Source organism: Pararhizobium mangrovi (assembly GCF_006516965.1).
Lineage (GTDB): Bacteria > Pseudomonadota > Alphaproteobacteria > Rhizobiales > Rhizobiaceae > Pararhizobium_B > Pararhizobium_B mangrovi.
Genome location: NZ_VHLH01000019.1, coordinates 39,171 through 61,532, shown reverse-complemented (window position 1 = coordinate 61,532; position 22,362 = coordinate 39,171). Strand labels below are relative to the sequence as shown.

The 22,362-nt window shown below is 63.8% G+C and carries 22 protein-coding genes, 1 tRNA gene and 2 pseudogenes; 8 read left to right on the top strand and 17 right to left on the bottom strand.

Annotated elements, in window-relative coordinates; genetic code table 11:
- Positions 1–102: 102 nt before the first annotated feature.
- From FJU11_RS10945 to FJU11_RS10935, 3 genes are all read right to left on the bottom strand, one after another.
- Positions 103–1,404, bottom strand: coding sequence for an ammonium transporter (locus tag FJU11_RS10945; protein WP_210242878.1), 1,302 nt, complete (start codon positions 1,402–1,404; stop codon positions 103–105).
- Positions 1,405–1,426: 22 nt separating this feature from the next.
- Positions 1,427–1,765, bottom strand: coding sequence for a P-II family nitrogen regulator (locus FJU11_RS10940; RefSeq protein ID WP_141167087.1), 339 nt, complete (start codon positions 1,763–1,765; stop codon positions 1,427–1,429).
- A gap of 229 nt (positions 1,766–1,994) precedes the next feature.
- The gene (locus FJU11_RS10935) at positions 1,995–2,876 is read right to left on the bottom strand and encodes an acyl-CoA thioesterase (RefSeq protein ID WP_141167086.1); all 882 of its coding nucleotides are present in this window, start codon (positions 2,874–2,876) and stop codon (positions 1,995–1,997) included.
- A 160-nt stretch (positions 2,877–3,036) separates the two neighbouring features.
- On the opposite strand from FJU11_RS10935, the gene FJU11_RS10930 reads away from it, so the two are divergent.
- Positions 3,037–4,251, top strand: coding sequence for a ubiquinone biosynthesis hydroxylase (locus FJU11_RS10930; protein WP_141167133.1), 1,215 nt, complete (start codon positions 3,037–3,039; stop codon positions 4,249–4,251).
- A 42-nt stretch (positions 4,252–4,293) separates the two neighbouring features.
- Here the strand turns inward: FJU11_RS10930 and FJU11_RS10925 are convergent, their stop codons facing one another.
- The 3 genes from FJU11_RS10925 to trxA form a co-directional block, all read right to left on the bottom strand.
- Complete coding sequence (locus tag FJU11_RS10925) at positions 4,294–4,524, bottom strand: Trm112 family protein (RefSeq protein WP_141167085.1); 231 nt, start codon at positions 4,522–4,524, stop codon at positions 4,294–4,296.
- Between the two features lie 6 nt (positions 4,525–4,530).
- Positions 4,531–5,208: an LON peptidase substrate-binding domain-containing protein gene (locus FJU11_RS10920; RefSeq protein WP_141167084.1), complete on the bottom strand. Its 678-nt coding sequence runs from the start codon at positions 5,206–5,208 to the stop codon at positions 4,531–4,533.
- 82 nt (positions 5,209–5,290) lie between these two features.
- Positions 5,291–6,334, bottom strand: coding sequence for a thioredoxin (gene trxA, locus FJU11_RS10915; RefSeq protein WP_141167083.1), 1,044 nt, complete (start codon positions 6,332–6,334; stop codon positions 5,291–5,293).
- A 386-nt stretch (positions 6,335–6,720) separates the two neighbouring features.
- Between trxA and FJU11_RS10910 the strand changes: the two genes are divergently transcribed.
- From FJU11_RS10910 to FJU11_RS10900, 3 genes are all read left to right on the top strand, one after another.
- Positions 6,721–6,795, top strand: a tRNA-Gly gene (locus tag FJU11_RS10910).
- Between the two features lie 258 nt (positions 6,796–7,053).
- Positions 7,054–8,280 carry a DUF932 domain-containing protein gene (locus FJU11_RS10905; RefSeq protein ID WP_181408149.1) on the top strand — a complete coding sequence of 409 codons (1,227 nt, stop codon included), beginning with the start codon at positions 7,054–7,056 and terminating at the stop codon, positions 8,278–8,280.
- A 149-nt stretch (positions 8,281–8,429) separates the two neighbouring features.
- On the top strand, positions 8,430–10,484 hold the full coding sequence (locus FJU11_RS10900; protein WP_141167082.1) for a ParB/RepB/Spo0J family partition protein: 2,055 nt from the start codon (positions 8,430–8,432) through the stop codon (positions 10,482–10,484).
- Positions 10,485–10,621: 137 nt separating this feature from the next.
- Here FJU11_RS10900 and FJU11_RS10895 read toward each other — a convergent pair whose 3' ends face one another.
- Positions 10,622–11,374 carry a glucose 1-dehydrogenase gene (locus FJU11_RS10895; protein WP_141167081.1) on the bottom strand — a complete coding sequence of 251 codons (753 nt, stop codon included), beginning with the start codon at positions 11,372–11,374 and terminating at the stop codon, positions 10,622–10,624.
- A 166-nt stretch (positions 11,375–11,540) separates the two neighbouring features.
- Here FJU11_RS10895 and FJU11_RS10890 point away from each other — a divergent pair, with 166 nt between their 5' ends.
- The gene (locus FJU11_RS10890; RefSeq protein ID WP_210242877.1) at positions 11,541–12,110 is read left to right on the top strand and encodes a TetR/AcrR family transcriptional regulator; all 570 of its coding nucleotides are present in this window, start codon (positions 11,541–11,543) and stop codon (positions 12,108–12,110) included.
- Positions 12,111–12,273: 163 nt separating this feature from the next.
- Here the strand turns inward: FJU11_RS10890 and FJU11_RS10885 are convergent, their stop codons facing one another.
- The gene (locus tag FJU11_RS10885) at positions 12,274–12,471 is read right to left on the bottom strand and encodes a hypothetical protein (protein WP_141167079.1); all 198 of its coding nucleotides are present in this window, start codon (positions 12,469–12,471) and stop codon (positions 12,274–12,276) included.
- Between FJU11_RS10885 and FJU11_RS10880 the strand changes: the two genes are divergently transcribed.
- Positions 12,470–13,555, top strand: a complete 1,086-nt coding sequence (locus FJU11_RS10880; protein WP_141167078.1) for a DUF7146 domain-containing protein — start codon at positions 12,470–12,472, stop codon at positions 13,553–13,555. The two genes, FJU11_RS10885 and FJU11_RS10880, sit on opposite strands and share 2 nt — an antisense overlap.
- Before the next feature lie 278 nt (positions 13,556–13,833).
- Positions 13,834–14,763 carry a DUF2493 domain-containing protein gene (locus tag FJU11_RS10875; RefSeq protein WP_235890989.1) on the top strand — a complete coding sequence of 310 codons (930 nt, stop codon included), beginning with the start codon at positions 13,834–13,836 and terminating at the stop codon, positions 14,761–14,763.
- Between the two features lie 190 nt (positions 14,764–14,953).
- Here FJU11_RS10875 and rpiB read toward each other — a convergent pair whose 3' ends face one another.
- The 5 genes from rpiB to FJU11_RS10850 are packed head-to-tail and all read right to left on the bottom strand — an operon-like array spanning position 14,954 to position 18,994.
- A complete protein-coding gene (gene rpiB / locus FJU11_RS10870; RefSeq protein ID WP_141167077.1) occupies positions 14,954–15,400 on the bottom strand; it encodes a ribose 5-phosphate isomerase B in 447 nt (148 codons plus the stop codon).
- A gap of 31 nt (positions 15,401–15,431) precedes the next feature.
- On the bottom strand, positions 15,432–16,706 hold the full coding sequence (locus FJU11_RS10865) for a TRAP transporter large permease (protein ID WP_141167076.1): 1,275 nt from the start codon (positions 16,704–16,706) through the stop codon (positions 15,432–15,434).
- A gap of 10 nt (positions 16,707–16,716) precedes the next feature.
- A complete protein-coding gene (locus FJU11_RS10860; protein WP_141167075.1) occupies positions 16,717–17,181 on the bottom strand; it encodes a TRAP transporter small permease in 465 nt (154 codons plus the stop codon).
- 58 nt (positions 17,182–17,239) lie between these two features.
- Positions 17,240–18,229, bottom strand: a complete 990-nt coding sequence (locus FJU11_RS10855) for a TRAP transporter substrate-binding protein (protein WP_141167074.1) — start codon at positions 18,227–18,229, stop codon at positions 17,240–17,242.
- 33 nt (positions 18,230–18,262) lie between these two features.
- A complete protein-coding gene (locus FJU11_RS10850) occupies positions 18,263–18,994 on the bottom strand; it encodes a FadR/GntR family transcriptional regulator (RefSeq protein WP_141167073.1) in 732 nt (243 codons plus the stop codon).
- A gap of 398 nt (positions 18,995–19,392) precedes the next feature.
- Between FJU11_RS10850 and bla the strand changes: the two genes are divergently transcribed.
- A complete protein-coding gene (gene bla / locus FJU11_RS10845; protein ID WP_141167072.1) occupies positions 19,393–20,274 on the top strand; it encodes a class A beta-lactamase in 882 nt (293 codons plus the stop codon).
- A gap of 327 nt (positions 20,275–20,601) precedes the next feature.
- On the opposite strand, the pseudogene FJU11_RS10840 reads toward bla, so the two are convergent.
- The 4 genes and pseudogenes from FJU11_RS10840 to FJU11_RS10830 form a co-directional block, all read right to left on the bottom strand.
- Positions 20,602–21,353, bottom strand: a pseudogene (locus FJU11_RS10840) (IS5 family transposase).
- A 72-nt stretch (positions 21,354–21,425) separates the two neighbouring features.
- Positions 21,426–21,662, bottom strand: coding sequence for a type 2 periplasmic-binding domain-containing protein (locus FJU11_RS18320; RefSeq protein ID WP_210242876.1), 237 nt, complete (start codon positions 21,660–21,662; stop codon positions 21,426–21,428).
- A gap of 61 nt (positions 21,663–21,723) precedes the next feature.
- Positions 21,724–22,008 (bottom strand): type 2 periplasmic-binding domain-containing protein, encoded by a 285-nt coding sequence (locus FJU11_RS18455; RefSeq protein WP_210242875.1) that lies wholly within the window; start codon positions 22,006–22,008, stop codon positions 21,724–21,726.
- A 32-nt stretch (positions 22,009–22,040) separates the two neighbouring features.
- Positions 22,041–22,169: pseudogene (locus tag FJU11_RS10830) on the bottom strand (ATP-binding protein); the annotation flags it as partial.
- Positions 22,170–22,362: the final 193 nt, after the last annotated feature.

The following is a 22,362-nucleotide window of genomic DNA, read 5'->3' as shown; positions in this document are numbered from 1 at the left end:
CGATGCGTTCGGCGGTTCGTCACGAAGACGAAAAAGGGCCCGGTGCGGTGTGCACCGGGCCCTTGCTTTTCGATTGCCGGGTTGCCCGGCAGGGGCACTGCGTCAGTGAACGACTTCGCCGTGCAGGTTGATGTCGAGGCCTTCCATCTCGATTTCCCGCGTCACGCGCAGGCCGATCGTCGCGTCGATGACCTTGAGGATCACGAAGCTCGCGACGCCCGACCAGACGATCGTCGCGATCGTGCCCAGGAACTGGGTCCAGACCTGGCCGGCCATGGTAACCCCGTCGCCGTAGCCGACGCCGCCGAAGGCGCTGCTCGCGAAGACGCCGGTCAGGATCGCCCCGACGAAACCGCCGACGCCGTGGACGCCGAAGGCATCGAGCGAATCGTCGTAGCCGAGCCGGCCCTTGAGACAGGTCGCCGAGGCGTTGCACACGAGGCCGGCGACGATGCCGATGATGAGCGCACCGGTCGGCCCGACATAGCCGGATGCCGGGGTGATGGCGACGAGGCCAGCGACCGCGCCGGAGATGACGCCGAGCACGCTCGGCTTGCCGTGGGCCGCCCATTCGGCGAACATCCAGGCAAGGGCCGCACCGGCCGTCGCGATCTGCGTAACGGCCATCGCCATGCCGGCCGTGCCGTCAGCCGCGAGTTCGGAACCGGCGTTGAAGCCGAACCAGCCGACCCACAGCAGCGATGCACCGATGACCGATAGCACGAGGTTGTGCGGTGCCATGTTCTCCGAACCGAAGCCTTCGCGCCGACCCATCACGAGCGCACAGACGAGGCCCGCCACGCCGGCGTTGATGTGCACGACCGTGCCGCCGGCGAAGTCCATCACGCCGAGGTCGCCGAGGAAGCCGCCGCCCCACACCCAATGAGCGATCGGGCTGTAGACGATGATGCCCCAGAGCCCCATGAACCACATCAGCGCGGAAAACTTCATGCGGTCGGCGAAGGCACCGGCGATGAGGGCGGGCGTGATGATGGCGAAGGTCATCTGGAAGGTCATGAAGACCGTTTCGGGAATGGTGCCGCTCAGCGTGTCGACGCCGATGCCCGAAAGGAAGAAGGCGGAGAAGCCGCCGATATATGCGTTCAGCGCCCCGCCGTCCTTGAAGGCGAGCGAATAGCCGATGACCATCCATACGACTGTCATCAGGCAGCAGATCGCGAAACTCTGCATCGCGGTCGCCAGCACGTTCTTCTTGCGCACCATGCCACCGTAGAAGAGTGCAAGGCCCGGGATCGTCATCATCAGCACGAGCGCCGTCGAAGTGAGCATCCAGGCCGTATCGCCATTGTCGAGCTTGGGCGCGTCCTGCGCGAAGGCAGGCAGCGTGGAAAGCAGTGCGGCGACGGCCGTCAGGCCTGCAGTCTTGAAGTACTTGCTGTTCATTTCCACTTTTCCTCTCATGACCCTAGAGCGCGTCGGCATCGGTTTCGCCGGTGCGGATGCGCACGGCCTGCTCGACATTGACGACGAAGATCTTGCCGTCGCCGATCTGGCCGGTCTTGGCCGCCGCCGAGATCGCCTCGGCCGTCTTGTCCGCGAGATCGTCCGGAACGGCGACCTCGATCTTCAGCTTCGGCAGGAAGCTCACGGCATATTCGGCACCGCGATAGATTTCCGTATGCCCCTTCTGCCGGCCGTAACCCTTCACTTCGGTCACGGTCAGTCCCTGGATGCCGACAGCCGTGAGGGCTTCGCGCACCTCGTCCAGCTTGAACGGCTTGATGATGGCCATCACGAGTTTCATACGGTTCCATCCTTCGTTTGATGCGGTCCGAACGGCCGCAATGTCCCACGCATCGCCGGCCGGTACACGACGACGCTCGCCACGCTACAATCAAGCCGCGTGCCAAGTCGGGAAGGAACCAATAAGTGCTTGATGACGTTATGGAATGTTTTGACGGCCAAAGGACGGCCCGCCGGTATCGGCACGAATGCGCACAAAAAAGCCAGAAATGGAGAAACCTGCCTAACGTTTAGGCATTTGCACGTTTTCGAATCAGGCCTTCCTGGGCGGTGGACGCCACGAGCAGGCCGTCCCGAGAAAAAAGCATGCCCCGCGCCAGACCGCGCGCGCCGGTGGCAGTCGGCGAGTCGGCCGTATAGAGCAACCAGTCCTCGAGGGGCGGCGGGCGATGGAACCAGACGGCGTGGTCGAGGCTCGCCGCCTGTAGATCGTCGGCGAACACGCTGGTGCCGTGCGCGAAGAGCGCGGTATCGAGAAGCGCCATGTCGGAAAGATAGGCGAGTGTCGCAGCCCGGCCGCCGGCATCGGCGGGAAGCGGTCCGGTCATGCGCAGCCATAGATGCTGTTCGGGCGGAAGCCTGCGCGTCGAAACGTAATGCTCGGGCGTCACCGGCCTGAATTCCATCGGCCGTTCGTCGAGCCACATGCGTCCCGGAAGGTCGAGGCCACGCTTCAGGGCCGCCTCGACGATCTCGGTACCGCTCTCCAGCGCCTCCGGTTCGGGAACGTCGGGCATCACGGCCGCATGCTCGAAGCCTTCCTCCTCGATCTGGAACGAGGCCGCCATGGAGAAGATGCAGCGTTCCGCCTGCAGTGCCACGATGCGCCGCGTGGAAAAGCTACGCCCGTCGCGCATGCGTTCCACCACGAAGTCGATCGGCACGGCGGGGTCTCCGCCGAGCATGAAATAGCCGTGCAGCGAATGCGCCGAACGCGCTTCCGGCACGGTCTTCTGCGCGGCGGCGAGCGCCTGCGCGACGACCTGCCCACCGAAGATGCGCGTGCCGCGCGTGGGCGGGCAGAAGCCGCGGAACCGGTCGTCGCCCACAATTTCGAGGTCGAGGATCTCGACCATGTCGTGCGGCGTGCCGGATGAAGGAACGGAACGCATTGCGCTTCTCCCTGTTGCACTTCTCGAGGACCGGCTATGACCGGCATGCCCTGTTGCGACGGAACAGCTCTCCTATAACGTACCCGGGCCCGAAGGACAGGTGCGCCTGTAAGAGGCGCCCGGCAAGGCAGGCAGGAAAGGATCTTCGATGGCTTCACCAGTGCGCGATATCGTCGTTTGTGGCGGCGGCTATGTCGGCCTCGCCACGGCGGTCGCCCTCAAACAGTCGGCACCGGGGCTCGACGTCGCGGTCGTCGACGCCGCTCCCGAAGAGGCATGGAAGAAGGACGAGCGTGCTTCGGCGATTGCCGCCGGAGCGAGCCGCATGCTCGAAACGCTCGGCGTCTGGTCCTCGCTGCGCCAGAACGCCGAGCCCATCACCCGCATGATCGTGACCGATTCGCGCACCGGCGATCCGGTCCGCCCGGTCTTTCTCACCTTCGACGGCGCGGTCGCCGACGGGGAAACCTTCGCGCACATGGTCGAGAACGTGCACCTCGTCGGTGCGCTTCGTGAACGGGCCGGTGAACTCGGCATCGGGATCCGTCAGGGCGTGCGCGCGCAGGGATTTCACGCCGAGGAGGCTTCTGCGACGCTCGACCTCGGCGAAGCCGGCAGCGAACGCGCGCGCCTCGTGGTCGCGGCAGACGGCATCCGCTCGCGCCTGCGCGACATGGCCGGCATCCGCACCGTGGAATGGTCCTACGACCAGTGCGGCATCGTCGCGACTGTCTCGCACGAATACGCCCACAACGGACGGGCGGAAGAGCATTTCATGCCCGCCGGCCCCTTTGCCACGCTGCCGCTGACCGGCAATCGCTCCTCGCTGGTGTGGACCGAACGCACGCGCGACGCACACCGCCTTGTGAACGACGACGCGCTGATCTTCGAGGCCGAGCTGGAACGCCGCTTCGGCCACAAGCTCGGCCGCATCGAACTCGTCGGCGGACGGCGCGCATTTCCCCTCGGGCTTACCCTTGCGCGCGCTTTCGTCGCACCGCGCATCGCGCTTGCCGGGGACGCCGCGCACGGCATCCATCCGATCGCCGGCCAGGGGCTCAATCTCGGCTTCAAGGATGCCGCCGCCCTCGCCGAAACCGTCGTCGAGGCGCACCGGCTCGGTCTCGATATTGGCACGCTTCCCACACTGGAGCGCTATCAGGTCTGGCGACGCTTCGACACGGTGCGCATGGGTGCGACGACGGACGTCCTCAACCGGCTCTTTTCCAATGACATGACGCCGCTGCGCAGCCTGCGCGATCTCGGCCTCGGCCTCGTCGACCGGATGCCGCGAATGAAGGACTTCTTCATTCGCCAAGCGGCCGGCATCGGCGAGCAGAGGGATCCGCGGCTCCTGCGCGGCGCGGCGATCTAGAGCATTTACCAGCCAGACTGTTTGCGAGATGGCCGGGACGCGTCAGTAGCCGGAGCGGTGCGTTGGCGCCGGTCGGTCTTCGAGGTGGCGCGCTTCGGAAACCAGCATGATCGGCACGCCCTCGCGGATCGGGTAGGCAAGACGCGCACCTTCGGAGACGAGTTCGCCGTTCTTGCGGTCGTAGACGAGACGCGCCTTCGTCAGCGGGCAGACGAGCATTTCGAGCATCAACGGATCGATCGCGCCGCGTTCGGCTTCGGGTCGGCGGTTCATCTCGCCCTACTGGATGGTGCTCGGAACGTCGTCGCCGTCGTTCGCCAGCGCGAATTCGGTGATCGCGATCAGCGTCTCCGCGCGGCTCTTCAGGTCCGGCGCTTCGAGCAGCGCCTGCTTTTCCGCAGGTCCGAAGGGCGAGATCATCGACAGGCAGTTGACGAGCGTGGAATCGCTCGCCCGCTCGACGCTGTCCCAGTCGGCATCGAGTTCGTTGGCCTCGAGATAGGCCTTGAAGCTCTCGATCAGGCCGCGCCGGTCGACGGACCCGGCTTCCGAATCGTCGCTCAAATCGTTGAGGAACGGGGTGACATGGGCCGAACGGTATGCCTTGCGCGTCCGCATCTCATCGTCGAGCCGGAACCGGCACACGCCGGTCAGCGAGACGATGTACCGTCCGTCCCCGGTTTCGGAAAAGGAGGTGATGCGGCCCATGCAGCCGACGCCGCTCAGGCTGTCGACGGCACGCTTCTCCGTCTTGCCCGCATGGTCGAGCCGCGGCTGGATGATACCGATCAGCCGATCCCCCGACAGTGCGTCGTCGAACATCTCCAGGTAGCGCGGTTCGAAGATGTTGAGCGGAAGCTGACCGCCGGGAAGGAGCAGCGCGCCGGTCAGCGGAAAGATCGCAATCGTCTCGGGTAGATCCACCGAGCGGCGATAATGAACGTTTCCAGCTTGCATCACCCTGCTTTCAACCGTGCCCCAAGGACCGGGAAGTGGAGCGGCGGCGACAAAGCTCAAGGGAAGCGCCGCCGCCTGTCGGTCACGAAAAGAGGACCGAGGAAAGTCTGCGCCGTGCGGCGAGCGTCGCGGGATCGCTCGGGCCCCAGGCCTCGAAGAGCGCCAGCAGCTCGCGCCGCCCGCCGTCGTCTTCCCACGCGCGATCCTTGCGCATGATGGTCAGCAGATGGTCGGCCGCCGCTTCGCGATCGCCACGCGCGTTGCAGATCTTCGCAAGGTCGCGCCGCGCGGCATGGTCGTCGGGATCCTGGGCGAGGCGCGCTTCGAGCGCGGCCGGATCGCCGAGCTTCTTCACCTCTTCGGCCTGCTCCATCCGCCGGATCAGGCTCGCGACGTCCGGATCGGCGCGCTGTTCGTCGGTAAGCTCGGCGAGAAGCTCCTCGACCTTGTCCGGCTGTCCGGCCTCGAAGAAGCACGAGGCGAGGCCGGCGAGCGCCTTCGTGTTCTGCGGGTCCGCCTGCAGCACCGAGGAAAAGCCCTGGGCCGCGACGTTGATGTCGTTTTCGGCAAGCGCCTGGCGCGACTGTTCGAGCAGGGCCTCGATCTGGTCCTGGCCGCTATCCTTCGCCTTGCCGCCGAGCCCGTCGATGAACTGCCTGATCTGGCTTTCCGGCACCGCGCCCATGAACCCGTCGACCGGCTGGCCGTCGGAAAAGGCGATGACGGCGGGGATGGACTGGATGCCCATCTGCCCGGCGATCGACGGGTGGTCGTCGATGTTCATGGTGACGAGCTTGACCTTGCCGCCCGCCTCGCGAACGGCTTTTTCGATGAGCGGCGTCAGCTGCTTGCACGGCCCGCACCAGGGAGCCCAGAAATCGACGAGAACCGGCTGGTTGCGCGATTCCTGAATGACGTCGGCGGTAAAGTTCGCGGTCGTCGTCTCCTTGACGAGATCGCCGCCACCCTGAGTCTGTGTTCCGCCGATCAGGCCGTCACCGCCGGCGGGCTGGCGCGAGGGGGGCTGTGCGGACTGTCGGGCCGCAGTGTCGAGCCGGGCGCTGACATTCATTTGTCCCGACTGGCCGGCACCGGCGCTTGCATAGGGATTGTCGCCCTGGTTCATCGTCAAAGGCCCTCCGCTTCGTTCGGCATCGCCAGGTTTCATCACGTTCGCGGCATCGCGATGCCGCCATGGCAGCGAAATCGTCCTTCGGTACGAAAGTTTCAAGCCCGCCGACGCATCGCCGGCCCGATCCCCTCCGAGGCCGACCGATTACCCGTCGCCGAAGAACACGACCCCTTCATCATGATCGCGCAGACCCAGCGGAGGCGCGCGAACGGACGAGACCCTCTCGATGCTACCGGCTGCCGCTCGACAACCGCATGCGAGGTAAAAAATTCCATCCGTTCGCCCCATTTCCCGGTTGCAAAGCCGAAATCCATGCGCCATAAGACGCTTCGTTCCGCACAGGACGCATCGGTCGTCTTCATGCATACGCGGAACCCAGAGCGGGCGTAGCTCAGGGGTAGAGCACAACCTTGCCAAGGTTGGGGTCGTGGGTTCGAATCCCATCGCCCGCTCCAGTTTTCCTAAATAAACTCAGATATTTGAACGATCGCGTTAGGCGGCTCGATCCAGTCCTGATCCCGTTGGTGTCCACATGGTGTCCACCGATACGGCGTGTTTCGCCGCGCTGTGTCGCGGCTTCGGCGATCCAAGCGTGCAGTTTTTGGCCAGGAGATTCGCATCGAGCGGTTAGAGTAAGAGTGTTGCGGCTGTCGCCGTGACGGGTTGGAGGTCGAGAGAGAGGCTCCCGGCCGCCCGTCGCGGAGATTTTCGCCATGACCGAGATCGATATTCTTGCCGCTGCGCCCGGAACGCAGTCCCATCCTTCCAGCGAACCGCCAGTCTCGGCCGGCTACAAAGTCGACATCTCGCGCGGCGAGCGGATCGGCCGCGTCTCATCCGAATGGTTCTCGCGTCCCGACGACGAGCGCTACCTGTCGTTGGAAGACCTCTACGCCGCTGTGCGCGTCCGCGCCGAGCGCGCAACGGCGCGGACGGTCGAGACGAAGGCGTTGCGGGTGGAAGCCAGCCGCGACGATGCCGAGCGCCTGACCTTGCACGTGCCGGGCCGCGACGAGCCGATCGCGCCGACGCATTGGTCGTTCGGCCAGATGTGCGGCCTGGTCGGCGCGCCGGCTGGCTATCTGCGCCAGCTTCCCGCGCCACTCGCCGGCATCAACATGCAGCACGGGCTGCTGTCGCACCGCGCCGAACTCATCAAGACCTTGGAGTCGGACGACGGGCGCGTCGAACTGCGCGCCGTCACCGGTCCTGATTACGGTCGGATCTGGGATCACGAGCTGGTGGCGGCGGTGATGAAGATCGCCGGCAGCGGCACCGGCGACACGCGCTGGAAGGTGCCTGGCCTGCTCGACTGGTCGACCATGACCCACAATCCGTTCGTCGAGGTGACCAAGAATAATACGACGCTCTACGCCAGTGACCGGGACGTCTTCCTGTTCCTGGTCGACGACACGCATCCGATCGAGGCCGGCAAGCTGCCGAACGGCGATCCCGATCTTTATTTCCGGGGCTTCTACTGCTGGAACTCGGAGGTCGGGTCGAAGACGCTCGGCATGGCGAGCTTCTACCTGCGTGCCGTATGCATGAACCGCAATATCTGGGGCGCGGAAGGCTTCGAGGAAATCGCGATCCGCCATTCGAAGTTCGCCGCGCACCGCTTCGCCCATCAGGCGGCCCCCGCGCTCGAACGCTTCGCGACCTCGTCGCCGGCGCCGTTTATGGCGGGGATCAAGGCGGCCCGGGAGGCCGTCGTCGCGCGCAAGGACGACGACCGGCAATCCTTCCTGCGCAAACGCGGCTTCTCGCGCGCCGATACCGACCGCATCGTCGCCACCGTGCTTGAAGAAGAAGGCCGTCCGCCCGAGTCGATCTTCGACTTCGTCCAGGGCATCACCGCGCTCGCGCGGAGCAAGCCGCATCAGGACGCCCGCCTCGATCTCGAAGGCAAGGCGGCGAAGCTTCTCGCCACCGTCCACTGACATCAGCCGAGCGCGTCGCCGGGTTGGCGGCGCGCTTCTTGCCGCTCGCGCAGCCCTTCGCCTCGTAGAGGAAGAGGGCTGCGCCTTTCTTCGTGACGGATTGGAGGTCGAGAGAGAGGCTTTCGGCCGATCCGTCATGGAGAAAGACCATGACCAAGTCTGAGAAGATCGTCCTCAGCTCTTCGCGGGACATCCCGTTCAACAAGCTCGTGCTCAGCCAGGCCAACGTCCGGCGCGTGAAGGCGGGCGTCTCGATCGAGGAACTCGCCGAGGACATCGCCCGGCGCACGCTGCTGACCAGCATCACCGTCCGGCACGTCGTCGACGCCGACGGCACCGAGACCGGCATGTTCGAAATCCCCGCCGGCGGCCGCCGCTTCCGGGCGCTCGAACTGCTCGTCCGACAGAAGCGTCTGAACAAGACCGCGCCGGTGCCGTGCATCGTCCGCGAGGACGGCACGCCCGAGGAGGACAGTCTCGCCGAGAACGTCCAGCGTGCCCCGCTGCATCCGCTCGACCAGTTCCGCGCCTTTCTCGCGCTGCGCGAGAAAGGCCAGTCCGAGGAAAAGATCGCCGCGGCGTTCTTCGTCTCGGTCGCGGTTGTCAAGCAGCGGCTGAAGCTCGCCTCGGTCTCGCCGAAGCTGCTCGACGTCTATGCCGACGACGGCATGACGCTCGACCAGCTAATGGCGTTCACCGTCAACGGCGATCATGAACGGCAGGAGCAGGTGTTCGAACAGCTCGCGCAATCCTACTCGAAGGAACCCTACGCCATCCGGCGCATGCTGACCGAGGGCGCGGTTCGTGCCTGCGACAAGCGTGCCCAGTTCGTCGAGCTCGCCGCCTATGTCGAGGCCGGCGGTACGATCTTGCGCGATCTGTTCCAGACCGACGACGGTGGCTGGCTGCAGGATACCGGACTGCTCGACATGCTCGTTGCCGAGAAGCTGTGTGAGGATGCCGAACCGATCCGCGCCGAAGGCTGGAAATGGATCGATGTCGCCCCTGACTTTCCCTACGGCCATACTTACGGGCTTCGTCGGCTGCGCGGCGACACCGTGCCGCTGACCGACGAGGAACAGGCGGCGCGCGATGCGCTTCAGTCCGAACTCGACGAGTTAGAGCAGCAATATGCCGAGGCGAACGAGTTGCCCGACGCGGTGGACGAGCGGCTCGGAGAGATCGAGACCGCGCTCGCCGGGTTCGACGAGCGGCCGATGGTCTATGAGGCCGACGAGATGGCGCGGGCCGGTGCCTTCGTCAGCATCGACGGCGCGGGGCATCTGCGGATCGAGCGCGGCTATGTCCGACCCGAGGACGAGGCACCGATCGAGCCCGAGGTGGCGAGCGAGGGTGACGCCGACGCCGGCGAAAGCGTGGCGGCGCTCGGCAACGGTCCTGTCGATGCCGGCGACGTCGAACCGGCCGAGCCGGACGAGGACGATGGGCTGACCCCGATCGCCGAGCGGCTGATGACCGAGCTCACCGCGCATCGGACGCTAGCGCTCCGCCAGGCGCTCGGCGACGATCCCGAGATCGCGTTCCTCGCGGCGCTTCACGCGCTCTGCCTGAAGCTGTTCTATCACTATGCGCAGGACACGTGCCTCGACCTCGACATCAAGTCCGTCGGCTTCGGCGCGCAGGCGCCGGGTCTCGCTGACAGCGTGCTCGCTTCGGAGGTCGATAATCGTCATCAGGAGTGGGCATCTGACCTGCCGAAGCAGCCGGAGGATCTCTGGGATGCGTTGCGGCGGCTCGATCTCGATAGCCGGCAGGCGCTCTTCGCACACTGCGTCGCGCAGTCGGTGAACGCGATCCACGAGGCCTATTACCGCCGCCCGCGCGCGCTCGCCCATGCCGACCGGCTCGCCGAGACGCTCGATCTCGACATGGTAGCCGCCGGTTGGGAGCCGACCGTCGACACCTGGCTCGGCCGGGTGACCAAGGCGCGCATCCTCGCCACGGTCCGTGAGGCGAAGGGCGACGAGGCGGCCGAACGGATCGCGCATCTGAAGAAGGGCGAGATGGCGGAGAAGGCGCAGGAGCTGCTCGCCGGCTCCGGCTGGCTGCCTGAAGTTCTACGAACAGCAGGTCGCGGTACCGGCATCATCCTTGACGACGGCGGCGAGGCGTCCGAAGCAATCGGGACCGAGAATGGCCTTGAAGCCAATCCCGACGATGAACACGCAATCGCCGCGGAGTGACGTTCGAACCTGCGGGGCGGTTTCTGCTGCCCCGCCTCGAGCTGTCCGTCGGCTTAAGCGTCCCATATCGGTCGTTCCCGCCGTCACTAGTAGGTCTCGAAAGCAGCCGCTCACAGAGCGCCGCCCCGATTAGCTCTTCAAAGCTGGGTCAGACCACCATCCACTGCAAGTTCGCTGCCCAGCATGAAGGATGAATCATCCGATGCAAGGAACAAGGCAGCGCGGGCAATCTCGTCCGGTTCGGCGATACGTCCAACCGGGAGCGACGCGATGACGCCCTGCTTCATCTCGCCGAGCTTTTCCTGCGGAATGTCATCCGGCGAGAAGACGTCGGTTTCGGTTGGGCCAGGGCTCAGGACGTTCACGCGCACCCCCCGATCGACCAACTCGCCCGACATGCCGCGCGCAAACGCGCGGATTGCGGCCTTGGTCGCAGCATAGACGGTGTTGCCGGGCCAACCTTTTGTATGGCCGACCGATGAGGTCAGAATGATAGAGGCCGGGTCTTTCAGATGGGGCACAGCCTTCTGAACGGTAAAATAGACGCCTTTCGCATTAACGGCGAAGGTTCGGTCGTATCCTTCTTCGCTCATGTCGACGACGGTATCGACCGGATTGTTCATCCCGGCATTTGCGAACAGCACATCTATCCGACCGAACCGATCATGCACGGCGTTGAACAACCGGTCGAGATCGGCCATCCGTGATACGTCGCCTGCAATGGCCAGTCCGTTCTCTCCGAAATCTGCGACAACCCGCTGCAGCTCCGCTTCGCCGCGGGCGAACACCGCGACGCGGGCACCCTCTTTGTAGAACAGCCGCGCAGATGCCGCGCCGATCCCACTGCTGCCACCGGTGATTACAGCAACTTTGCCCGCCAGACGCGCCATTCCACATCTCCTTCTTCAATGCCTCATCAGAACTGGCACTCAGTGCCATATTTTGCAACCGGAGTTTGGGATCAGTCCCAGAATTTCGCTAATATGCCGGTCCGGAAGCTTACTTGCCCGTCACCGACGACGCCCGTAGGCGAGAGCAATGGCAGGTGCTGGACCAATGAACTCGATCAGCCAGCGGCATGGGCGTATGCGAACCAAGGTGCTTGAAGCCGCCTATGATTTGTTCGCGCAACAAGGCTTCGAACCCACCACGATGGCCGATATCGCTACCGCTTCCGGGGTTGCGCGCCGGACGCTGTTTCGGCATTTCGGCGGCAAGGAGGGCATCGCGCTCGCATACCAGGATACTATCCTCGATGATCTTATGGTTCGATTGGCTGAAACGCTGGAAATGGAGCGGCCAGACCGCGCACTGGCGCATGCCGTGCTTTCCTTCGTCGATGAGATGCCGCGCCAGCGTGCGCTCGATCTTTCCAATCTGCTGGTCGAGAACCCGAACTTGCGGGCTCGAAATCTTGAAAAATACGCAGCGATAGAGTCCGCGGCCGCCGCGATGATCAGCCCTCACTTGGGCGCAGGCAAAACGCTGGAAGCGCGGATCATCGCGGCAACGGTGATCGGCGCCTGGCGGATCGTCAACGAGCGCTGGCTGGAGGGCGACCGGCAATCACACCCCGGCGCGGAACTTCGCCGCGCGTTTGACGTGATGCGATTTGAATCAGGTTAGCGCCATGTGCTCGGAGACACGTTCCACGCGGAGTGCCATTCGCTTTGCACTTCATCAATCCGCAACCGGTCAGTCACCTTCCCACGCGGTTCCGGCCCTTGCATTGACTGTAACGATATAGACCTCGTTGATAGGGTTAGCCGCCCTCAATTTCTGTAATCGGCTACCGCAGCAGCGTCATCGCACAATCGGCGGCTGCGGGCTGCACAACGGTCATGGTCACGACCGTGCCGATATCCGACGATGCGTCGACCGCGACGAAGGCTCCCCCGAACGCGGTCGATCCGTGACCGACCACATGCTGCCCTGGGCTCGCCGGCAACGGCGGGCCCTTTTTCTTGCGTAAGGAGTTTGCCGTCATGGAATCACTAGCCGCCGATCTGGCGCGTCGTCTGGCCGACCGGGCCGAGGCGGTCTGCCGGCACTATCTATCGAACGGGCGTCGTCATGGGCGCTACTGGCTAGTGGGCGACGTCGATAACACGCCCGGCCGAAGCCTCTATGTCCGGCTCTGGTCCGACAGCGCCGACAAGCCCGCCGGCAAATGGACCGATGCCGCCACCGGCGAGCATGGCGACCTTCTCGATCTCATCGCCGCCAACCGGCGGACTGCCGGTTTCGCCGACACGCTCGACGAGGCTCGGCGGTTCCTCGCCTTGCCCGAGCCGGAAACACGTGAACCCCGGCGCAAGCCGCCACCGGCACCAAGCGGATCGCCCGAGGCGGCGCGCCGCCTGTTCGCGATGGCGCAGCCGATCGCAGGCACGCTCGCGGAGACTTATCTGCACGAACGGGGGATAACGGACCTGCGCCAGTGCCGTTCGCTGCGCTTCCATCCGCGTTGCTGGTATCGCGGCGACAAAGCCGATCAGCGCGCCCGGGTTCGCGACGCCTGGCCCGCGATGATCGCCGCCGTCACCGGACCCGGCGGTCATCTCACCGGCGTACAGCGCACGTGGCTCGCGCTCGGCGGTGGGGACAAGGCGCCGGTGTCGACGCCGAGGCGTGCGATGGGGGACCTTCTCGGCAACGCCGTCCGGTTCGGGCCCGTAAATGACGTCATGGTCGCCGGCGAAGGCATCGAGACACTGCTGTCCCTAAGACAGGTCCTGCCGACCATGCCGATGGCGGCAGCGCTTTCCGCCAACCATCTTACCGCCATCGACTTCCCCGCCGGTCTGCGTCGGCTCTATATCGCACGGGATGATGATGCGGCAGGCATCGGCGCGGCGCGAACCCTGATCGAACGAGCGGTCGAGGCGGGGATCGAGGCGGTGCAGCTTATCCCCGAACTTGACGACTTCAACGACGATCTGCGCGCGTTCGGCGTCGGCGCGCTGGCGGACTGGATCCGGCCACAGCTGGTACCGGAAGACGTCGCACGGTTCTGGACGCCGGCAAGGGAAGCGCGGACAGCGAATTCCGGCAAGCGGATGATCGCCTGATCGGTACGCCTTGGCGATGCGGGGCGCGCCCACGGCCTTCTCGAGAGGGCGATCGGACCGCAAGCGGCCCGGCCCGGCAACGACTGCGGCACACCATTTTCCGCCGGACGCGAGCGCCCTTTGCATCGCGAGCCAAAATGGCGCGCCTGCGCCGTCCTTCGCTGCCGCTGCGGCCGTCCGGGATTGTCATCCCGGCGGTGCAGGGCCGGGCCGCCTGCGCTCTTCGTCGCCTTGCGAAGGCCGCGATGGGCGCGGCCGATCCGAAAGGGCCTACCACCATGACGAACGACACCCGCGAACCCGAGCATCACGCATCGCCGACCGCGACGCTTCTCGACGAACTCCAGCTATACGGCCACCGCCCGTTCCAGGACGAACCGGACCCGCGACCGCTGCCCGAAGCGCACATCGTCACCGGCGCGATCGCCGACATCTTCGACGCGCTGGGTGCGATGTTCGAGGACACCCGCCTCGAACCCGATCTCGACGATCTCCTCTGGTCGACCGTTTCCATTTTCCACCGCGCGGCCGACCGGATCGAGCGCGAACTCGACACCAATGAGCAGGCGCAGAAGCGCATGCAGCGCGAGCAGGACGGCTCCGAGGTCAAATCGGTCGAACTCGAACGGCTGCTCGCCGAGGGCCTGACCCTGATCGAACGCCGCAACGCCTTCGAAGCGATGCGCGACCTAGCCGCCGATCATTACGAGACCCGCACCGGTTCACCCTGGCGACCGCGTTCCGGGTCGATGGTCAACCGCAAGGCGCTCACCGCAGCGATGATCGACAGCCGCGACTTCATCGCTGCCCGCAAGCGCGCCGAGACCGAGGTGATGCTTCCCGCCGGACCGAAGATCGGCTTCACCGGCGGGATCGACTGCACCGATCATCCAGCGATCTGGGCCGCGCTCGACCGCGTCTATGCCAAGCATCCCGACATGGTGCTGCTCCACGGCGGATCGCCGAAAGGCGCCGAGAAGATCGCCGCCTGCTGGGCCGATGCGCGCAAGGTCGCGCAGATCGCGTTCAAGCCCGACTGGACCCGCCACGCCAAGGCGGCACCGTTCAAGCGCAACGATGCGCTGCTCGACGTCCTGCCGATCGGAGTCGTGGTATTTCCGGGCTCCGGCATCTCCGACAACCTCGCCGACAAGGCCCGCAAGCTCGGCATCCCGCTGTTCGATTTTCGGAGAGGAGGCGGCGCGTGATCGCCGCCTTTCTCGCGCTAGCGAAGTTGCGAATCGACCCAATGTCAGTCGTTCACCAGTCCGCGCTGAACGCCCGGTCCCAACGGAAGCTGCCGTTCGAACCGGTCAAAGCGGACGATCGGCAACGCGCCCTGCGTCCGGTCGTTCAGAGGCTAATTTGCTGTTACTGAAAGCCGACATTGCCAGTCGGCTAACGCTCTTCATCCATTTTGGTGAGTTTGTCGACGCGGCGACGGAATTCCTCGTCAGTAGCAAATTCGGCGTTCAGGTAGCTCTCGACCAGATCCTTGGCGAGCCAAGAGCCGACGATCTGCGCGCCGAGGCACATGACGTTGACGTTGTCGTGCTCGACCGATTGATGCGCGGAATGGATATCGTGACAGACCGCCGCGCGGATGCCCCTGACCTTGTTGGCGGCGATCGCGGCACCGACCCCGGTTCCGCATACCATCAAGCCACGGTCGGCCTCGCCCGACACGACTGCCTCGGTAACCGCCTTTGCGATGTCGGGAAAGTCGACGGGATCGGGCGTATGGGAACCGACGTCCTCGACTTCGTGGCCGAGCGCCGCGACGTGCTCGCAGATCGCTGCCTTGAGAGGAAAGCCGGCGTGGTCGGATCCGATGACGATGCGCATATTTGAAGTCCCTTGCAAATCGATGGGAAGCTCAACGAAGCATACTGGGTAGCCAGAGCACGACGCTGTCCGCGAACGTGATGATGGCGAGCGTGGCAAGCAGCGGGATATAGAAGGGCGCCAGGGCGCGGAGCAACTGTCGAAGTGAAACTTTCGCGATGTTGCAGAGCAGGAAGAGCGAAAGGCCCATCGGTGGTGTCAGTAGGCCGATCATCAAGTTGAAGATGACGAGGATGCCCAGATGCACCGGATCGATGCCGGCCAACACGAGGGGAGGGGCGATGACCGGAACGACGAGCAGGGTCGCCGTCGTCGAGTCGAGGAACATGCCCGCCACGAAGAAAATCAAATTGGCGATCAGTAACAGGACGATCGGGTTCTTGCTGACGCCCAGGATCCAGCGTGAGAAGTCCTGGGGAACCTGCTCAACGGAAAGGATCCAGCCGAAAAGCGCGGCTGCGGCGACGATGATGAGGATTGCGCTCGTGCTGAGCGCGGTGGTCTTCAATGCGTAGCTCAGATGCTGCCATGTGAGCTCGCGATAGAAGAGGCTGCTGATCAGGAGGACATAGACGGCGGTCACGGCGGCTGCTTCGGTCGGCGTGAAGATACCCGCGAGCATCCCGCTGATCATCAGGATCGGCGCGATCAGCGCAGGCAGGGCCGGGAGCAGATCACGCCAGATCTCGTTCAGGCGAGGCCATCTTGGCGAACGCGGCATGTCGTGGCGCAGCGCAAGGACCGCCGCCGTGATCATGAGAAGCAGGACGCAGATGATGGCCGGCACGATGCCAGCAATCAGAAGCTGAACGATAGAGACGCTGGTGATCGACCCGTAGACGATGAGCGGGATCGACGGCGGGAAGATCGGGCCGACGACCGCGGATGCGCCCGTGACCGCAGCCGCGAACGGTAGGCTGAATCCTTTCTTGCGCATCGCCTCGATTTCGATGCGTCCGAGCCCGCCGACATCCGCCAGTGCCGCGCCGGACATGCCGGAGAAGATGAGGCTGGAAAAAATGTTCACCTGTGCGAGTCCGCCCGGGACGCGGCCGACCAGCGTATCGGCAAAACGGAAGATCTTGTCGGTGATGCCTGACGAGTTCATGAGGTTGCCGACGAAAATAAAGAGCGGAACGGCGACCAGAGGAAACGAGTCCAGCGCGTAGGTTATGCGTTGTGCGAGCAAACCAAGGGGCAATCCCTCGATCATGACGTAGCCGATCGAAGGGATGAGGATGGCGTAGACGACCGGGAAGCCGAGGATGAACAGCGCCAGGAAGGCGCAAATGACGATCAAGCCCATGCTTCGCCTCTCAGAGAACCGTTGTCTCTTCCTGCGGCGGATTGCGCAGAGAAAGAAGATGGACAAGACCTGTAGCGGCGAAGCCGAAGAACGTAGAGCCGAGAAAGATCCAGAACGGGATCTTCAAGGTCGGGGTCGCGTTGTTCAGGTTCTTGAATATGGTGGACCAAGTCACGGCTGCGATGAAGATCGCCGTGGCGGTCGATGCTACGACGACCAAGACCGCGAGCATCTTCCGCAAGGCTCTCGGCATGGCGTCGCGGAACTCGGTCATGACGATGTTTTCGTGTTCTGCCGCAACGAGCGGATAGGTCGCAAACACCAGCACGATTAGCAGAAAGCGCGTGAATTCTTCGGCGCCAACGATCGGAGCTGAAAAGACGTAGCGCAGGACGATCTGCACGAAGGGCACGACGACGAGCAGAGCCAACGTCGCGCAGCAGGCGGCCGTGAGGATGGTCTTGGGCAATCGCATCGAAAATCTCCGCGGCAGACGGATGGGGAGCGATGTGAGTCCCCATCCGAATTCCGTGTCAGTTCATGTTCGCAATACGATCGTAATACGGTGCGTAGTCCGGAAAATCGGACTTGATCTGGTCGAGAACGCTTTTCTTGAAGGCATCGAGATCGAGACCGTTGTCTTCGGTGACGATGGTCATGCCCTTTTCCTTGAGCTTCGAAATCAGGTCGGCTTTCGAGTCCTGCGCCATCTTCAGCGATATGTGCGCCTCGTCGTCGAGAACCTTCGAGATCGTCTTACGCTGATCTTCCGTCAGTCCCTGCCAGACGTCCTCGTTGATGAAGACGGCAAGGATGGACTGCATATGGTCCGTCATCGAAACGCTCTTTTGAACCTCGTAGAGCTTGTTCGCGTAGATCATGGTCAGGGGATTTTCCTGACCCACGACGAGACCGGTCATGAGCGCTGTCGGAAGTTCGGAAACCTCGACGGGCGTCGGAACTGCTCCGAAGCCCTTGACCATCGAGACCCATAGATCGAGCGGCACCGCGCGGAAGGCCTTGCCCTTGAGGTCCGCAGGCGACTTGACGGGGAAATTGGCAGAAATCTCGCGTGCGCCACGATAAATGCGCCCGATGATACGAACACCGCCTTTCTCGACCAGTTTCTCGTTGATCTCCTTAAGAACCGGCGAAGTCGCTGGATCTGTCGCGGCGAGCGCCTGCTCGGCGTTCTTGAAAAGGAATGGTGCGTTGAAGACGGCGACTTCTGGAACGATGCGCGCCAGCGAAGCGAAATCGTGGTGGCCCATGGAGATGGACCCCATGCGGACGCCGTCGACCATTTCGGCGACGCTGCCGAGCTGGCTCGCCGGGTAGACCTTCACGGTCACGTCGCCATTCGTGGCTTCGTCGATCTTCTTCGCCGCTTCTTCGGCGAAGATCGTCTGGATATCGCCTTCCGTCCCGACATGCGCGTAGCGCAATTCGACCGCGTGGGCGGCGCTCGTCAACCCGAACGCGATCGCCGCGCCCATAATGGCACTCGTCATTCTACGAAACATGAGTTTTCCTCTCCCTAGTACTGAACGGTGTTCCTACTCTGCTCCCGTCTTCGCCCAGGCGGCGATCAGGCTCTTTCGGCGGAATTCGTCGCCGATCGCGAAGTGCTCGCGTAATTTGGTTTCGGCCTCGTCGGCCTTTCGCGCCACGATCAGAAGAAAAACCTCCCGGTGCGCCTCGACGAGATAGTCCGTGATGCCCGGTATCGAGACGGTAAGCTCACGCCGCTGGATATGACTGCGCTTGAGCAAGTTCTCGATCGCGCGATAGAGCGTGAGAAGGGATTGGCTGTGGCCGGCCAGGACGATCGCCTCGTGGAAAGCGAAATCGGCGTCTGCGCCAAGCTTCGGCTCTGCAAGTGTCTCCATGAGACGCGCAAGCGTCGATCCGATGCGTTTCAGGTCGCTGTCCGTCGCTCGTTCGCAGGCGAGCCGGATCGCCTGACATTCGATCGCCACGCGCGCCTGCATGACGTCATCGAGAATATCGGGTTGTTGAGCCAGGCAGAACGTGAAGAAATCCGAAAGAACGGAGACATCCGCCAGCCGGACGAAGGCGCCGCGGCCGTGGCGGATGTCGAGAAACCCAAGCATCGCCAACGAGCGCAAGGCTTCGCGAAGCACGGGACGAGATACGCCGAGTTGCAGGGCGAGTTCGCGTTCACTGAGCAGCTTGTCGCCGGGCTTGATCGTTCCATCGAGCAGACGCTGACGGAAGAAAGCGAAAACACGATCGGCACCAGTAAGATCGTCGGCTTCGGCTAGCATGTCGGCTCGGTGGTCATGAGTGGTAAGACCACTTAGTCGTAGAGGTTATGGAGAGTCAACCAATTTGGAGACGGAATTTGTATCTCTTTTGATTTGCAATGAACGTTGACCCGGCAGGTGATACGCCTACGGCGAAAACGAGTTTGCGAAAAAAGCCGGCGTTGACCTGGTACCGAGCGCCGGATCAGCGACAGGATGCTTAGTGGTGATCGGCGTGAGGTACCAACGCTGATCGGCGCAATAAAACCATTGTTTTTTAAACTACGGTGGGGTCTCGCGACGCCGCATATTCACAACTTGTCGTTTGACCGAGAACGAGCGAAATAACAGAGGCGACGTGAATTCACTTGATGGCGCCCCGGCGGTTCCGTCCTTCCGAAAATTTCGAGGAATGTTCCATGCGACCTGCCTGTTTCGTCCTGTCCCGCCTCGCGCCTGTTTTGATAGTCACCTGCTCGATCGTGTCCGGAGCGTCGGCGAAGACTCGGTTCGACGCTCTTTCCGACGCGGTTGCGCAGGTCGAACGACAGCTTGGCGCGCGCGTCGGCGTCACCCTGTCCGACACCGGCTCGGACCTTGCCTGGTCGAACCGGAGCGACGAACGCTTCCTGATGAACAGCACGGTGAAGGTGGCGATCTGCGGCGCCGTTCTCGCCCGGCGAGACGCTGGCAAGCTCCCCCTTTCCGACACCCTGCCGGTTCGGAAGGCCGATCTTCTGTCCTACGCACCGGTCACGAAAACGCATGTCGGCGGTCGCATGACGATCGCAAACCTCTGTCTCGCCGCTCTCGACCTGAGCGACAACACAGCGGCGAACATCCTGACTGATCGCCTCGGCGGGCCGCAGGCTGTCACGCGCTTTTTCCGCAGCATCGGTGATGGGGTCAGTCGGTCGGATCGCCACGAGCCCGAACTGAACACTTTCGAACCCGGCGATCCGCGCGACACGACAACTCCGTCGGCTATGGCCCAAACCTTGCGCAAGCTGCTTCTCGGCAACGCCTTGTCGCCGGCCTCGCGCGATCAACTGGCCGAATGGATGAGCCATGGCGGCGTTACAGGCGATCTCCTGCGCGCCGACGCGCCGAAGGACTGGCGGATCTACGACAAGTCCGGCAGCGGCGACCATAACCGCAACATCTTCGCGGTTGTCGTCCCGAAGGGGCGTGCGCCCTGGATCGTTACGATCTTCATCTCCGACACGGATGCCGGTTTCGAGACGCGCAACGACGCGCTCAAGACGATCGGGACCGCGGCGATGGAGGTGATCCGGGAATGAGGCGGACCTGAAATGGCGCAGGAACGATCGAGCAGCGAGGTTCGATCGTGGACGCAGTCGTGACGGTCTTCGGTCGAACGCACCGCCGATCTCCAAGAAGCTTCCGAAACGCGTCGGAAGCCGAAACAACTTCCCACCTTCTGGTCCTGAAAGCCGATAGTGTTCTTTCGGCTCATCGCGACCGAGACCGGAACGAAGATGTTGGGGTGGTAAGCTTTCGGTCCGCTTCTGGGCTAGGTCGGCCGTAAGCTGCCGTTCCCCATCGAAGCGAGCTTTCCCGCAAACGATCCTGGTTTGGGGATTGGCGTTACGCCCTAGGCTCAAGACTCATAACCAGTAACTGACGATGCTGGCGATGATAACGGCTGCATGGAAGTTGCGCGCGAGTTTGTCGTAGCGCGTGGCGATGCGTCGCCAGTCCTTGAGGCGGCAGATCGTACGTTCGACGACGTTGCGCAGGCGGTACGCGGGGCGATCGAACGGGTGATGGTGCTTTCGGGTTGGGTTGTTCGGGATCACCGGCTTCGTGCCGTTGGCGATCAGGGTGGCGCGAAAAGCGTTGCTGTCATACGCCGTGTCGGCCAGGCAGAGCACCGGCGTGAACCCGCTCACGAGATCGCCTGCGACCGGCGCGTCGCCCTGATGGCCCGGCTTGACGATCAGCCGGCGCGGCCGGCCTTTTTCGTCGACGGCAAGGTGGATCTTGGTGCTCCGTCCGCAACGCGAGCGGCCGATGGCCTGACGGTGCGCCCCCCTTTTCCGCCCGCGGCCGAGAGATGCGCCTTGACGATCGTCGCGTCGATCATCAAAGCCGCCGGCGGACCGCCGCTTTCGGCAAGCCGCAGGAAGACATCGTCCCACACGCCTTTCGCCGCCCAGCGCACGAAGCGGTTGTAGAGCGTCTTGCGCGGACCGTAGCAGGCCGGCGCGTCCTTCCAGCGGCAGCCGCTCTTCAGGACATGGACGATGCCGCTGATCACGCGTCTGTCGTCGACCCGGGCAACGCCGCGCGTATCGTTCGGCAAGAGGGGAGCAAGCTCGGCGAACTGTTCTTCGGTCAGCCAGAATGCGTCTTCCATCATCGCAAACTCCTTCACGGAATCCGAATCAGAAAACGTGCGTCTCGGGTAGCTCCTTTATGGGTCCAGAACCTAGGTCTCCGCTCGGCAGATCGTCATGAGCTTTTGCCGAAGCCAACGATGGCCCGGATCGGCATCGAGGCGCTCGTGCGACATGGCACTGATGGCCAGTTCCGGCGTCGGCACAGGCAAATCGAACCTTTGCAGCCCCTGCGCCTCCACTCTTGCGGCGCACAGGCAGGAGCGCGGTATGAGCGCGACCAGGTCCGATGCACGTGCGATGTTCAGCGCATCGAGGAAGCGCGGCACGATGGCGACAACCTCTCGCCGGAGGCCAAGCTCATCGAGCGCGTCGTCGACGGGCCTTTTTTTAAGCGCCCCGGCGCGACGCGACGACGTGACCGCAGCCAGCGTAGCGCTGCGGCGTGATCGAACCCTTCAGACGAGGGTGGTGCAGGCGAACAGCACCGACGAAGCCCTCGCGAAAGACCAGCTGGCGGCGGACCTCCGGCGCGGACGCCCCGACCGTTCCGACATCCAGATCGACGGCGCCGTCCCTCAGCGGCGTGGCTTCCTTGTCCGGCTTGGGAGCGAAGCGAAGGCGAACGCCGGGTGCTGCACTGACGATGCCGGCAACGAGAGCGGGAGCGAACAACGCTACGAACCCCTCGTCGGCGCGGATCGTGAACGTTCAAGCAGCGCGCCGGTGAGCCGTTCGTTTCCGAAGACGCCTGTCCATTCGTCAAAGGGCAGGTTCGAGGTGACGATGGTCGAACCTCGTTCGTATCGCTGCGAGAAAGCCTCGAAGAGCCGTTCGGTGGGCAAACACGGGAACGAAGCTGTCGCGCATGCCGCGGACAATGGCGGACCGTTCAACATTACGGAGCTGGAGCCGTGACCGTCGACATCGATCAGGGCGCCCGCATGCCTGCGAGCGACGAAGGAAACTCATTGAGGAACCAACTTCGCTGGAGGGATGGATCTTCCGCCTTGCCACGGGGTCGAACCG

Excerpts from the sequence above, each read along its gene's own strand:
- FJU11_RS10920 (WP_141167084.1), bottom strand. The coding sequence starts at position 5,208 with ATGCAAGCTGGAAACGTTCATTATCGCCGCTCGGTGGATCTACCCGAG.
- FJU11_RS10860 (WP_141167075.1), bottom strand. The coding sequence starts at position 17,181 with ATGCGATTGCCCAAGACCATCCTCACGGCCGCCTGCTGCGCGACGTTG.
- trxA (WP_141167083.1), bottom strand. The coding sequence starts at position 6,334 with ATGAACCAGGGCGACAATCCCTATGCAAGCGCCGGTGCCGGCCAGTCG.
- FJU11_RS10895 (WP_141167081.1), bottom strand. The coding sequence starts at position 11,374 with ATGGCGCGTCTGGCGGGCAAAGTTGCTGTAATCACCGGTGGCAGCAGT.
- FJU11_RS10940 (WP_141167087.1), bottom strand. The coding sequence starts at position 1,765 with ATGAAACTCGTGATGGCCATCATCAAGCCGTTCAAGCTGGACGAGGTG.
- FJU11_RS10905 (WP_181408149.1), top strand. The coding sequence starts at position 7,054 with ATGACCGAGATCGATATTCTTGCCGCTGCGCCCGGAACGCAGTCCCAT.
- FJU11_RS10890 (WP_210242877.1), top strand. The coding sequence starts at position 11,541 with ATGAACTCGATCAGCCAGCGGCATGGGCGTATGCGAACCAAGGTGCTT.
- FJU11_RS10875 (WP_235890989.1), top strand. The coding sequence starts at position 13,834 with ATGACGAACGACACCCGCGAACCCGAGCATCACGCATCGCCGACCGCG.
- rpiB (WP_141167077.1), bottom strand. The coding sequence starts at position 15,400 with ATGCGCATCGTCATCGGATCCGACCACGCCGGCTTTCCTCTCAAGGCA.
- FJU11_RS10865 (WP_141167076.1), bottom strand. The coding sequence starts at position 16,706 with ATGGGCTTGATCGTCATTTGCGCCTTCCTGGCGCTGTTCATCCTCGGC.
- FJU11_RS10945 (WP_210242878.1), bottom strand. The coding sequence starts at position 1,404 with ATGAACAGCAAGTACTTCAAGACTGCAGGCCTGACGGCCGTCGCCGCA.
- FJU11_RS10900 (WP_141167082.1), top strand. The coding sequence starts at position 8,430 with ATGACCAAGTCTGAGAAGATCGTCCTCAGCTCTTCGCGGGACATCCCG.
- FJU11_RS10925 (WP_141167085.1), bottom strand. The coding sequence starts at position 4,524 with ATGAACCGCCGACCCGAAGCCGAACGCGGCGCGATCGATCCGTTGATG.
- FJU11_RS10885 (WP_141167079.1), bottom strand. The coding sequence starts at position 12,471 with ATGACGGCAAACTCCTTACGCAAGAAAAAGGGCCCGCCGTTGCCGGCG.
- bla (WP_141167072.1), top strand. The coding sequence starts at position 19,393 with ATGCGACCTGCCTGTTTCGTCCTGTCCCGCCTCGCGCCTGTTTTGATA.
- FJU11_RS10935 (WP_141167086.1), bottom strand. The coding sequence starts at position 2,876 with ATGCGTTCCGTTCCTTCATCCGGCACGCCGCACGACATGGTCGAGATC.
- FJU11_RS10850 (WP_141167073.1), bottom strand. The coding sequence starts at position 18,994 with ATGCTAGCCGAAGCCGACGATCTTACTGGTGCCGATCGTGTTTTCGCT.
- FJU11_RS10855 (WP_141167074.1), bottom strand. The coding sequence starts at position 18,229 with ATGTTTCGTAGAATGACGAGTGCCATTATGGGCGCGGCGATCGCGTTC.
- FJU11_RS10880 (WP_141167078.1), top strand. The coding sequence starts at position 12,470 with ATGGAATCACTAGCCGCCGATCTGGCGCGTCGTCTGGCCGACCGGGCC.